The sequence below is a fragment of the Streptococcus sp. TATVAM-FAB8 genome (assembly GCF_046592795.1).
In the GTDB taxonomy this organism is placed as follows: Bacteria; Bacillota; Bacilli; order Lactobacillales; family Streptococcaceae; genus Streptococcus; species Streptococcus ruminicola.
Genome location: NZ_JAWVPQ010000008.1, coordinates 39,028 through 52,408 on the forward strand (window position 1 = coordinate 39,028; position 13,381 = coordinate 52,408).

Here is a 13,381-nt window from a genome sequence, read left to right on the forward strand (position 1 = left end):
ATCATTTGTAGATGTGGATTGCCACGTAAAAAACAATTTAGAAAGTTTGTTATGTCAACATTTTTAGCTAAATCATTTGAAACTATTGTCGCTTACAAACCTGGTGAACAACTTGGAGATGATTACCTTAAATTAAATGCCAATGAAAGTTCACAAGAGCCTAGCCCTCGTGTTTTAGAGGTTTTGAAAAATGCTCAGAATTTAAATTATTACAACGATCCTTGTCAGCATAAATTACGTCAAAAATTGGCTGATTTGCATTCTTTGGATAAAACAAACGTCATTGTTGGAACAGGAGCAGATGATGTTTTAGATTTAATCTTTAGAACATTTTTTGAACGAGGCGATAAACTTGCTTTTCCGAAAGTGACTTATCCTTTTTATAAAGGCTATGCTGACACCTTTGGGTATGATGCGTTGGAAGTGCCTTTGACAAAAGATTTACGCGTTGATTTATCAGATTATGAAAAACTTCCCCACGCCGTTATAGTGGTGAATCCAGATGCCCCAACAGGATTTTTGAAACCTTTGTCAGCTATCAAGAAGTTGCTTGCCTCGAATCTTGAACGATTGGTGATTGTTGATGAAGCTTATATTGATTTTGGTGGAGCTTCACAATCAGCGATTTCCTTGGTTGAAGAATTTTCAAATCTCATTGTGGTTCGTACTTTTTCCAAATCGCGTCAATTAGCCGGCGGTCGTATTGGTTACGCGGTTGCTTGTAAAGAACTTATCAAAGATATGGAAGATTTAAAAATGACGGTTAATCCATTCAATGTGAGTTTGCTACAAGAAGAAGTTGCTCTAGCAAGTCTTGAAGATGAATTTCATTTTGAAAGACATGTTAAGGAAATTATCGAAAATCGTGATTTCTTGACATCAGCTTTGCGAATCTTAGGTTTCAAGGTTTTAAACAGTAAGACAAACTTTGTCTATGCCTCTTCACACCTGATTTCAGGAGAGGAATTGTATGAGAAATTGCGTGAGCGTCATATTTTGGTTCGTCGTTATGACATAGCAGAAGTCAAAGATTATGTTCGTATCACAATTGGAACCAAGCAAGAAATGCACCGTCTAGTAAGTGAGGTAGATGCTATTTTAAAGGAGAAAGATCATGTTAAAAGTGTTAATTTCTGATTATCCAAATGTTTTGGCGGAGCGTGATTTGAGTATCGAAGTTAACCTTTTAAAGGAACTTTTACCTGCCGATAGCGAAATTTCTGTTTACCCTTATATCAATGAGGATGAGTTCATCGAGCGAATGTCTGGTGTGGATGTTCTTTTGACAGCCTTTCTTCCCTTGAAGGAAAATATTCTGGCAAAATTTCCAGATTTGAAGGGTATTGCGGTTAATGCTACGGGAACAAATACCATTGACTGTGAGTATGCTGATAAGTTAGGCATTGCTATTCGAAATTTAGGAGCTTATTCGACAGAAGACGTTGCCAACCACACGATTGCTCTATTACTAGCACTAAATCAAAAACTCTTTATTCATCGTAAATACATTGAAGCTGGTTTTTGGAGTTATCAAAAAGCTGGTGAAGTGAAGCGTTTGTCCTCGCAAACTTTGGCGATTTTTGGGCTTGGTCGAATTGGTCAAGCAGTGGCAAAACGTGCGAAAAGTTTTGGCATGTCAGTGATTGCCTACGATCCTTTTTTGCCAGAAGAAGTGGCAGAAGAAATTGGGGTCAAATTGGTCTCGGTTGAGACTATCCAAGCAGAAGCTGATGTGATTAGCTTGCATTTATTTGCTAATTCGGCAAATGAGCATTTCTTTAATCGTGATTTCTTTAAGAAATTGAAGAAACCAGTAATGTTTATCAATGTGGCGCGTGGTAGTCTGGTTGACGAAGCAGCCTTGGTAGAAGCACTTGATGAGGGCAAAGTGATTGGTGCTGGCTTGGATGTTTTAGAAAGTGAAAATCCAGATCTGCTTAACAATCCTTTGCTTGGACGCGAGAATGTTATTCTAACGCCGCATTCAGCCTTTTACAGTCAAGAAAGTCTAAATACCTTGCAAGTTCAAACGGTTAAAAATGCAGTTGCCATTTTAAAGGAGTATCATCATGAAATTTGAAACGATTGAAGCCTACAGTTTGCCAGAGCGCATCGAAGCAATTGCTAAATATTTGGTGTCCATTCTTTCGGTAAATGGTACAGCAGGAGAGGTCAAGCTGGCAGATGCCATTTATGACTTATTGCAGTCAGCACCGTATTTTAAAGCTCACCCAGAAGACCTCTGGCAGCAGGTTTTAGAAAACGACTCCTTGAAACGAAAAAATAATTTTGCACTGCTCAAAAAATCAGGAACAACTAAGACTGTCATTTTACACTCGCATATGGACACCGTAGGCATAGAGGATTATGGTCCACTAAAGACAATCGCAAATAATCCAGATGCTCTGCTAGATTTTTTTAAAGATTATGACGATGACCCTGTCGTTCAAGAGCATGCCAAATCAGGTGATTGGCTCTTTGGACGAGGTATTCTTGATATGAAATCAGGTGATGCGGTCAATATTGCAACACTTTTGTATTACATGGAACACATGGATGAACTTCCCTGTAATTTACTTGTGATGACCAATTGTGTTGAGGAAAATGACCATACGGGTGCTATTCAAGCCTCAAGTGAACTGTTACGTTTGCGTAAAGCTGGCTATGATTTTAAAGTGGCTATCAATACAGATTTTATTTCGCCATCATATGACGGTGATGATAAGAAATATATCTACACGGGCGCAGCTGGAAAAATGCTGACATGTTTTTACATCAAAGGGAGAGAAACGCATGTTGGCAGTTGTTTGATGGGCATTGATGCCACAATGATTTCTAGTGCGATTAATCTTAAAATCAATACCAACCTTGATTTAGTTGAAAAAATTGACAATGAAGATATATTGCCAAGTTCTGTGCTTTTACAACGAGATTGCAAGGATTTTTATAATGTCCAAACAAACAAGCGTGCTAATCTTTACTTCAATACTTTCTTATATGAAAAAAGTGCAGATACCATTTTGCACACCTTAATGGAAGCTAGTCGTGAGGCTGTTCATGAGGTTTCAAGACATTATAAAGAACGATTTAAGATTTATTCGGAAAGAAGTCATATTCATAGCCAGATTTCGCATGATATTACTGTGATGACTTTTTCGCAGTATCTAGATGTTTTGGAGAAAAAAGGTTTTGATAGTCAAGCCTTGATTAGGGAGTTCTTTGAAACTATCGGAGATTTTGACAAACGAGAAGTTGGTTTTGATTTAATTGATTACCTTGAGGAAAAAACACAGTCTGATGAAGCAAAAGTGATTGTCTTTTTAGCACCGCCGTTTTGTCCCCACAATTATACTGATAAAGGCAGCGATGTTGACCAAGCGCTTGAAAAAATGATGGCAGAATTTCCTGAAGAACATTTTGTGAAACGACGATTTTTCCCATTTTTAAGTGATTCTAGCTATCTTGCGATACGAGAAAGTCCAGAAGACATTGAAAAACTAAAAGCGAATTTTCCTCTGATGGATGCAATTTATCCATTGCCAGTTGATACCATCAGAAAGCTTGACATTCCAGCTCTTGACTTGGGCGTTTACGGTATTGGAGCTCATACTTGGAAAGAAAGACTCTACAAACCTTATTCTTATCACACTCTTCCAAAGGTTATTAGAAGTTTTATCAAGCATTTAAGCTAAAGTTTGAGCATGGCAAATAAGTGTTTTGAATAAAAATAAGAAAATTTCGAAAAGAACTTGAAATTTTCAGAATTTAGGTTATAATTATTAAAAAACACAGGAGGAAGCTAAGATATGAACATGACACAAACTCTTACAAGTTGGCAAAGTTGGCGTATGTAAAAGTTGTGTTTATGTTGTTGCATAGATACGACTTTTGGAGTACTTCTAAAAAGTATCTATGCGCTAATCTTAGTTAAAAGATAAAAAAGCGTGTAGTAAGCAATTACTAGACGCTTTTCTTTTTAGTTGACTCATCAAATTGAAAATAAGGTATTAAATAATTTAGATTGTTCAACGGAGAAAAATATGAAAAATAAAGCACTTATTGGAACACTTATTGCCCTTGTCATTTTAGTAGCTGGTTCAATGATTTATGACCAGACAAAAAATGAGTCAGCCAAAAATGGAGATATTAAAATCGGTATTCTACAATATGTTACCCACGATGCTCTTGATGAGATTGAAAGAGGGATTGAAGATGGCTTAGCTGATGCCGGTTATGACAAAGCAAATGCGAAGATTACCGTTTTAAATGCCGAAGGTGACCAAAGTAAAATCCAAACCATGAGTAAACAATTGGTTCATGCTAAAAATGATGTGGTCATTGGTATTGCAACACCAGCTGCCCAAGGTCTAGCCTCAGCAACCAAAGACATTCCAGTTGTGATGGGAGCTATTTCAGACCCAGTCGGAGCAAAATTGGTTAAGAATTTGAAAAAACCGGAAGGAAACGTAACAGGAGTTTCTAACCAAGTGCCGATTAAACAAACGGTTGAGATGATTCAAGAAATTACACCAAACGCTAAAACAATCGGAGTTTTGTATGCTAGTAGCGAAGATAATTCCGTATCTCAAGTGGCTGAATTTAAAAAATACGCTAAAGCAGCTGGTATCAATGTAATCGAGTACGCTGTCCCATCAACCAATGAAATTAAAACAACCATGTCTGTCATGACTGGTAAAGTCGATGCTGTTTTTGTCCCACAAGATAATACCATTGCTTCAGCTTTTTCAACTGTTGTCAACTCAGCAAACGCTGCTAAGATTCCAGTTTATTCATGTGTGGACACCATGGTTGAACAAGGAAGCATCGCTTCAGTCGCTCAAAGTCAATATGATTTAGGGGTTGAAACAGCAAAAATTGCTGTTAAATTACTTGCTGGTAAAAAAGTATCAGACGTCCCAGTTAACATCGTTAATACTGGTACCCCAACCCTTAACTTGAAAGAAGCCCAAGAACTTGGCATTACGATTCCAGATAGCATGTTGTCAAAAGCAACTGTAGCTGTCAAAGCAGATGAAAATTAGGAGAGAAGGAGAAAACATCATATGATTATTTCGTCAGTTTCACAAGGACTTTTGTGGGGGATTCTTGGTTTAGGAATTTACCTGACTTTCCGAATTCTTAATTTTCCAGATATGACGACTGAAGGGTCTTTCCCTCTTGGTGGAGCAGTGGCTGTTACTTTGATGAATCACGGGACACACCCTTTGTTAGCTACTTTGGCAGGTATGCTTGCGGGTTGTTTAGCTGGTCTTGTTACTGGTCTTCTTTATACTAAAGGAAAAATTCCAACGCTCTTAGCAGGGATTTTGGTAATGACCTCATGTAACTCCGTTATGCTTATGGTTATGAAGCGTGCTAATCTTGGTTTGCTAAATATCAAACCTTTGCAAGCCTTGCTTCCATTTGCTGATAGTACAAATCTTTTGGTAATCGGTCTTTTGGCAGTGGTAATCGTCATTTCAGCGCTGATTTTCTTCCTTTACACACGTCTTGGTCAAGCTTATATCGCAACTGGTGATAACCGAGATATGGCTAAAAGTTTTGGGATTAACACTGACCGTATGGAAGTGATGGGGCTTACGATTTCAAATGGTCTGATTGCTTTGTCTGGTGCGCTTGTTAGTCAACAAGATGGCTACGCTGATGTGTCAAAAGGGATTGGTGTCATTGTTATTGGGCTTGCAAGTATTATTATCGGTGAAGTTCTTTATTCAACAGGCTTAACCCTACTTGAACGTTTGATTGCTATTGTGGTTGGTTCAATCTTGTATCAATTCTTAATCACAGGTGTGATTGCACTTGGTTTCAATACAAACTATCTCAAATTGTTCAGCGCCTTAGTCCTAGCAATCTGTCTCATGGTTCCTGTTCTTAAAAATAAATTCTTTAAAGGAGTGACCTTATCACGATGAAAAAAATTGTCGAATTAAAAAATGCAACCGTTCAAGTTAATAATGGTCTTGATGAGGTCAAAACAATCCTTGACGATGTGAATTTGACCATTTATGAACACGACTTTTTAACGATTTTAGGTGGAAATGGTGCTGGTAAATCAACTCTTTTCAATGTGATTGCTGGGACTTTGATGTTAACTAGCGGAAGCATTTCAATCCTTGGAAAAGATGTGACGCATCTGCCTGCTGAAAAACGTGCTAATTACCTTGCGCGTGTCTTCCAAGATCCAAAAATGGGGACAGCACCGCGTATGACGGTGGCAGAAAATCTTTTGATTGCCAAATACCGTGGTGAAAAGCGTGGCCTCTTGCCACGAAAAATTCACAGTTTTACAGATGAATTTAAGAAATTGGTGGCACGAACTGGTAATGGACTTGAAAAACATTTGGACACACCAACTGGTCTTTTGTCAGGTGGTCAACGTCAAGCGCTCAGCCTTTTGATGGCTACGCTGAAACGTCCAGAGTTGTTATTACTCGATGAACACACAGCAGCACTTGATCCCAAAACAAGCGTGTCTTTGATGAACTTGACAGATGAATTTGTAACAGGAGATCAGTTAACGGCGCTTATGATTACCCACCACATGGAAGATGCTCTGAAATACGGAAATCGCTTGATTGTCATGAAAGACGGAAAAATCATCAAAGACCTCAACCAAGATGAAAAAGCCCAAATGGCAATCGCTGATTACTATCAATTATTTGAATAAAATGAAACGCCCTCGGGCGTTTTTTTGTGCCTTGAGTGACTTTTCCAAATCATAAAGAAGAAAATCTTCTGAAAATATGTTACAATTAAATTGCTGTAATTCGACTTGCTAACCTTTTTGGAGGCAAGGACCGTTAGTAAAATTCATAAGCAATTAATTTGCACGTATAAAAAAAATAAAAAAGAGGAGAAAACATCGTCATGAGCGATATTAAAATTATTGCCCTAGGTGGGGTTCGTGAAAATGCGAAAAACCTCTATGTGGTAGAAGTTAATGACTCAATTTTCGTTTTGGATGCTGGACTGAAGTATCCTGAAAATGAGCAACTTGGTGTGGATGAAGTCATTCCAAACCTTGATTATCTAATTGAAAACAAAAAACGTGTGCAAGGGATTTTCTTGACACACGGGCACGCCGATGCTATTGGAGCTTTGCCTTATATTTTGCAAGAATTCAAAGCACCAGTATTCGGGTCACCACTGACTATCGAATTAGCTAAGCTTTTCGTTAAGAAAAACAATAACGTTAAAAAATTCAATAACTTCCATGTTATTGATGCTGAAACAGAAATTGAATTTGCAGATGCTACAATTTCATTCTTCAAAACAACTCACTCAGTTCCTGAAAGTTTAGGGATTGTAGTTGGTACCGATGAAGGAAACATCGTCTACACAGGTGACTTTAAGTTTGACCAAGCTGCGCGTAAATATTACCGCACTGACTTGGGACGTTTGACTGAAATTGGACGTGAAGGAGTACTTGCCCTTCTTTCTGATTCTGCAAATGCTACAAGCCACGTGATGACAGCTAGTGAAGCAGAAGTTGCTGCTGAAATGGATAGCGCTATTGCTGATGCTGAAGGTCGCGTTATCATTGCTGCGGTAGCCTCAAACCTAGTGCGTATCCAACAAGTCTTTGACTCAGCTGCTGAATACGGTCGTCGTGTGGTCTTGACTGGTTTTGACGCTGAAAACATTGTCCGCACAGCTATTCGTATGAAACGTCTTCGTTTAGTTGATGAAAAATTAATCATCAAGCCAAAAGACATGCACAAATACGAAGACCATGAATTAATTATTCTTGAAGCTGGTCGTATGGGTGAACCAATCAATGGTCTACATAAAATGGCACTTGGTCGTCACCGTTATGTTCAAATTAAAGATGGTGATTTGGTTTACATCGTTACAACACCAAGTCTTTCAAAAGAAGCAGCGGTTGCGCGTGTTGAAAACCTTATTTACAAAGCTGGTGGTACGGTTAACCTTATTACGAAGACACTTAATGTCTCAGGTCATGCCAATGGACGTGATTTGCAGTTGATGCTTAACCTTCTTCAACCGAAATACCTTTTCCCAGTTCAAGGTGAGTACCGTAATTTGGCAGCTCACGCTGAATTGGCACAAGAAGTTGGTATGTATCCTGAAAACATCTACATCGTCAAACGTGGTGATGTCATGGTTCTTGGTAAAAATGGTTTCAACCATGAAGGTAGCGTACCAGCAGGCGATGTCATGATTGATGGTAATGCTATCGGTGATGTTGGAAACATCGTTCTTCGTGACCGTAAAGTCTTGTCAGAAGATGGTATCTTCATCGTTGCCTTGACTGTTAATAAACGCGAAAAGAAAATTGTATCAAAAGCAAAAATTCACACACGCGGATTTGTTTACGTTAAGAAGAGTCGTGATATCCTTCGTGAATCAGCTGAATTGGTTAACCAAACCGTTGAAAACTACTTGGAACAAGATAGTTTTGACTGGGGTGAATTAAAAGGAGCTGTCCGCGATGAAGTGGCTAAATTCCTCTTTGACCAAACCAAACGCCGCCCAGCGATTTTACCAGTCGTTATGGAAGTGAGATAAGAATAATTTGAAGCTAGTAAATAAACTAGCTTCTTTTTTGTTGTGTACCGAAATGTTTATTTTTTCTTGTTTTTTTAAGCTGGGCTTGTTATACTAAAGCCCGAGGTAATTTGTTAATGCTTAGAATTCTAGAAAGAAAGGGTACGTATGAGAACACTATTTAAGATTATCTTTTTCATTCCAAGCCTCATTATTAATATTATCTGGAATTTTTTCTGGGCTATTATTAAGACAATCATTTTGATTGCGATTGTGTGTTTTGGTCTGCTTTATTATGCCAATAATAGTAGCTCACAGTTAGCAAATTCCATTTTAGATGCTGCTAATAGTGTGACAGCATATTTTCAGGATAATAAAGATGATATTGCTAAAAATTTAAAGGATTTATCGACTGATGATTTCACGCATTATTCTGGAGCACGTTGGTCAAGTAATTCAGCGACAGTTTATATTAAAACGACCAATAAAACTTTGGTAAATGCTTATGAAGAAGCCATCAATGCTTGGAATGCAACGGGGGCTTTTACTTTTACGCTTGTGAATGATGAAAGTTCTGCTAATATTGTGGCGACAGAGTATTCTGATGCCAGCTCTAAGGCAGCAGGGCTTGCTGAGACAGAAACCAATGCGCTGACTAATCAGATTACGCATGTGGACGTCAAGTTAAATACCTATTACTTGCTTGATAATGATTATGGTTATACGCACAATCGAATTGTTTACACAGCAGAGCACGAATTGGGACACGCGATTGGGCTTGACCACGATGATAATGAAGAATCTGTCATGCAGTCTTCAGGATCATACTACGGCATTCAAACGGTTGATATCCAAAAAGTGCAATCGATTTATAATCAATAACGCATACACATACGAAAATCTGTTCTTTGGGCAGATTTTTTAAAATTACCAGGTGTTGAAATCTTATCAAAAAGAAAAAATAAAGTTGATTTTTTTCTATGGAGTATTTATAATACAATAAACATGCTATATTAATTAGCTTTATCGTGATTATACTAATTTATTGAAAATGACAGATAGAAAAGTTAAAGGAGATACTAATTTGTTAAAAGATATTATTGATAACAATAGCTATCCAATCGTTTTTATTGGTTCTGGGATGTCTAAAAGGTATTTGAAAGATTTTCCAACTTGGTTAGATCTTTTAGAAGAATATTGGAAACTATTAGGAGAAGAAAAATCAATTTTTAGTTATATGAGAGAGCTAAAAAAAGAGTTAGAAGATTCTGTATCTGATAATGAAAAGGATTTTGCCGTTAATACGAAAACTGCTTCATATATTAAGCAGAAATATGATGATCTATTTTTTGATGGTGTTATTAAAATAGATGGTCTTGATCAAAGTACTGCTTTTCACAATTCGATTTCTCCTTTTAATTTTTCGCTTGCTGAAAGATTTAAAAATCCTGTGATAAAAGACGAAATGCGAGAGGAAATTGATTTATACACTAAATTTTTATCAAAAGCAAAAGTGATAATTACAACTAATTATGATACACTTACAGAAGATTTGTTATATTCCATAAATAAAAAGCCGACAGTTTATGTTGGACAAAAAGGCTTTTTTGACGAAACTCGTAATTGGTCTGAATTATTTAAAATACATGGAGATGTAAACGATCCTAACAGTATTATTATCACAGAGGAAGATTATAGGAAATATGATAAAAATTCTATCTTAATTAGTGCCAAAATTTTAGCTAATTTAATTAATTCTCCTATTATTTTTTTAGGCTATTCTTTAACAGATCGAAACATTCAAAAATTACTATCTGATTTTTCTTCACAGTTGCCAAATGATGATTTAAGAAAAACCAGTAATAGGATAACAGTTGTAGATTATCAAGAAGGGCAAAATGAATTTACTGAACAAATAGTGAATAATCCTTCAATCAATATTTCGCATTCTATTATAAAAACTGATAACTATTCAGAATTGTACCGAGAAATTATAAAAATTGATCAAGGGTTATCTCCTTATGAAGTCAGTCTATTTGAATCTAAAATAAAGAATATTATAGTTACGGCAGGAGCAAATGGAAAGTTAAGTAGTGTTCTAGTCGCTCCTCGGGATTTAGAGACTATGCCGGAGGATGTACAAAATAAGCACTTGGTAGTTGCTTTAGGAGATAAAAAGAATATATTTGTAAATCCAGGTTTTGTTGACTATGTAGAAGATTATTTTGACAAAACAAGTTTTTTACCAGAAGTCGCACTTAAATTTATTGCAAATGAAACTTCTAACGCAAGATTCCCTTTTGTCAAATATTTGAAAAATATTAATTACAAAGAATGTAGATTTTTAAGACGTAAAGAAAAACAAAAAATAGAAACAAGAATAAATAATATGGGAACTTTAGATAAGCTTATTAAAACTGTTAATAAGAGTAATCAAAGAGAATATGATTCACTAGATAAAATACTTTCGTTACAACTTTATAAAACTAGCATATTAGAAATAATTTGTTATAACATAAAGAATTTTTCACCAGAAGAAATATTAAGCTATATAAAAAAAGATATTTTGCCAGTGATACGTGAAAATTATAATAATTCTGCACCAGAGTTATCTGCTCAGCGAAAATTATTATTAGCGTATGATTTAATTGAAAATGGAGATATTGAGTAAATAAAAATCTGCTGAATTTGGCAGATTTTTTAACATTCTCCTAGTTTAACGGGTGAGGATTTGTTAAAATATAACTATGATTATTTTACAAGGAAACAAAATTGAACGCTCTTTTTCGGGCGATGTATTATTTGATAATATTAATATTCAAGTTGATGAAAAGGACCGTATTGCGCTTGTTGGGCGAAATGGTGCTGGTAAGTCAACGTTGTTAAAAATTTTAGTTGGGGAAGAAGCACCAACATCAGGTGAAATTAACACAAAACGTGATTTGAGCTTGTCATATTTGGCACAAGATAGCCGTTTTGAGTCAGAAAATACCATTTTTGATGAAATGTTGCATGTCTTTGATGACGTGCGTAGCATGGAATCACGTCTTCGCAAGATGGAAATGCAAATGGCAGAGCTAACAGGCGATGCTTTTGATAAATTGATGTCGGATTACGACCGTTTATCAGAAGAATTTCGTGTTAAAGGTGGATTCACTTACGAAGCAGAAATCAAAGCCATTTTGAATGGGTTCAAATTTGATGAGTCTATGTGGCAAATGAAAATTTCTGAGTTGTCTGGTGGGCAAAATACGCGCTTGGCTCTTGCTAAAATGTTGCTTGAAAAGCCTGAATTGCTTGTTCTTGACGAACCAACCAACCACTTGGACATTGAAACCATTGCTTGGCTTGAAAATTACTTGGTCAACTATCAAGGCGCTTTGATTATTGTCAGTCACGACCGTTACTTCCTTGATAAAGTTGCTACAGTGACGCTTGATTTGACAAAACATTCGCTTGATCGTTACGTCGGTAATTACTCAAAATTCATGGACTTGAAGGCTGAGAAATTAGCTCTTGAAGCTAAAAATTACGAAAAACAAGCTAAAGAAATTGCTAAGTTGGAAGACTTTGTGCAACGCAACCTTGTTCGTGCATCAACGACAAAACGTGCCCAAGCCCGCCGCAAACAACTAGAAAAAATGGAGCGCTTGGACAAGCCATCAGCTGGACAAAAATCAGCTAACATGACTTTCCACGCTGATAAGGTATCAGGAAACGTCGTCTTGACAGTGGCAGATGCAGCAATCGGCTATGACGACCAAATCTTATCTGAACCGATTAACATTGATGTTAAGAAATTTGATGCCATTGCCATCGTTGGACCAAATGGTATTGGAAAATCAACTTTGATTAAATCTATCGTTGGACAAATTCCATTTATCAAAGGAACATCAACTTACGGTGCTAATGTCGAGGTTGGTTACTATGACCAAACACAATCAAATTTGACACGTACCAATACCGTTCTTGATGAGTTGTGGAATGATTTCTCAACTACACCTGAAGTAGAAATCAGAAATCGTCTAGGAGCCTTCCTTTTCTCAGGTGATGACGTTAAAAAATCTGTCAGCATGCTTTCAGGTGGCGAACGAGCTCGTCTTTTGCTTGCCAAATTATCAATGCAAAATAATAACTTCCTTATCCTTGACGAACCAACCAACCACTTGGATATCGACAGTAAGGAAGTTTTGGAAGATGCTTTGATTGATTTTGACGGGACACTTTTATTTGTCAGTCACGACCGTTATTTCATTAACCGTGTGGCAACGAAAGTGCTTGAAATCTCTGAAGAAGGTTCAACACTTTATCTAGGTGATTATGATTATTACCTTGAGAAAAAAGCAGAGCTGGAAGAATTGGCTCGCATGAAGGAAGAAGAAGCGCAAGAAAAAACAACTGTAGTCGTTGAAAAAGCGCCAGCTAATGATTATCAAGCGCAAAAAGCCAATCAAAAAGAACTTCGCAAACTCACACGTCGCATCACTGAAATTGAAAATCAATTAGAAGAGATTGAAGCGCGTGAAGAAGAAATCAATCAAGCCATGTTGGCTACAAATGACGCAACAGAACTTGTTGATCTTCAAAAAGAACTTGATGAATTAACTGAACAACAAGAAACCCTCATGTTAGAATGGGAAGAACTCAGCGAAAAAGTTGAGGGATAAATGTAAGATAGTCTGTTTTGAATCAAAACAGGCTTTTTTTGATTTTAAAAAATCAATAGCAGGCTATTGACTTTTCAACTCAAAGTTTTATAATAATTAATGGAATAAAATGGAATGTTTAGCAAATCTTAAGAGATGTCAATCAATTCTGGCATATTTTAAGACCTTGCTTTTTTATTGTCGGA

Annotated in this window: 10 protein-coding genes; all 10 read left to right on the forward strand. The window is 36.7% G+C overall.

Annotation, left to right across the window (positions count from 1 at the left end; translation table 11 throughout):
* Window positions 1–51 precede the first annotated feature (51 nt).
* Window positions 52–1,137: a histidinol-phosphate transaminase gene (gene hisC / locus SFC32_RS05825; RefSeq protein ID WP_411049985.1), complete on the forward strand. Its 1,086-nt coding sequence runs from the start codon at window positions 52–54 to the stop codon at window positions 1,135–1,137.
* Complete coding sequence (locus SFC32_RS05830) at window positions 1,115–2,080, forward strand: NAD(P)-dependent oxidoreductase (RefSeq protein WP_411049986.1); 966 nt, start codon at window positions 1,115–1,117, stop codon at window positions 2,078–2,080. Before hisC ends, SFC32_RS05830 begins: the two co-directional genes overlap by 23 nt.
* A complete protein-coding gene (locus tag SFC32_RS05835; RefSeq protein WP_411049987.1) occupies window positions 2,070–3,692 on the forward strand; it encodes a peptidase M20 in 1,623 nt (540 codons plus the stop codon). Before SFC32_RS05830 ends, SFC32_RS05835 begins: the two co-directional genes overlap by 11 nt.
* A 348-nt stretch (window positions 3,693–4,040) precedes the next feature.
* Window positions 4,041–5,042: a tryptophan ABC transporter substrate-binding protein gene (gene trpX / locus SFC32_RS05840; RefSeq protein ID WP_074625911.1), complete on the forward strand. Its 1,002-nt coding sequence runs from the start codon at window positions 4,041–4,043 to the stop codon at window positions 5,040–5,042.
* Window positions 5,043–5,063: 21 nt separating this feature from the next.
* Entirely contained in the window at window positions 5,064–5,933 is an 870-nt protein-coding gene (locus SFC32_RS05845; RefSeq protein WP_411049988.1) for an ABC transporter permease, read from the forward strand.
* Window positions 5,930–6,688 (forward strand): ABC transporter ATP-binding protein, encoded by a 759-nt coding sequence (locus SFC32_RS05850; protein ID WP_039697112.1) that lies wholly within the window; start codon window positions 5,930–5,932, stop codon window positions 6,686–6,688. The genes SFC32_RS05845 and SFC32_RS05850 overlap by 4 nt, the downstream gene beginning before the upstream one ends.
* Before the next feature lie 200 nt (window positions 6,689–6,888).
* Complete coding sequence (locus SFC32_RS05855; RefSeq protein ID WP_039697111.1) at window positions 6,889–8,550, forward strand: ribonuclease J; 1,662 nt, start codon at window positions 6,889–6,891, stop codon at window positions 8,548–8,550.
* Window positions 8,551–8,697: 147 nt separating this feature from the next.
* A complete protein-coding gene (locus SFC32_RS05860; protein ID WP_039697110.1) occupies window positions 8,698–9,411 on the forward strand; it encodes a matrixin family metalloprotease in 714 nt (237 codons plus the stop codon).
* A gap of 169 nt (window positions 9,412–9,580) precedes the next feature.
* Window positions 9,581–11,200 carry an SIR2 family protein gene (locus tag SFC32_RS05865; RefSeq protein ID WP_411216635.1) on the forward strand — a complete coding sequence of 540 codons (1,620 nt, stop codon included), beginning with the start codon at window positions 9,581–9,583 and terminating at the stop codon, window positions 11,198–11,200.
* A gap of 76 nt (window positions 11,201–11,276) precedes the next feature.
* Window positions 11,277–13,196 (forward strand): ABC-F family ATP-binding cassette domain-containing protein, encoded by a 1,920-nt coding sequence (locus SFC32_RS05870; protein ID WP_411050118.1) that lies wholly within the window; start codon window positions 11,277–11,279, stop codon window positions 13,194–13,196.
* Window positions 13,197–13,381: the final 185 nt, after the last annotated feature.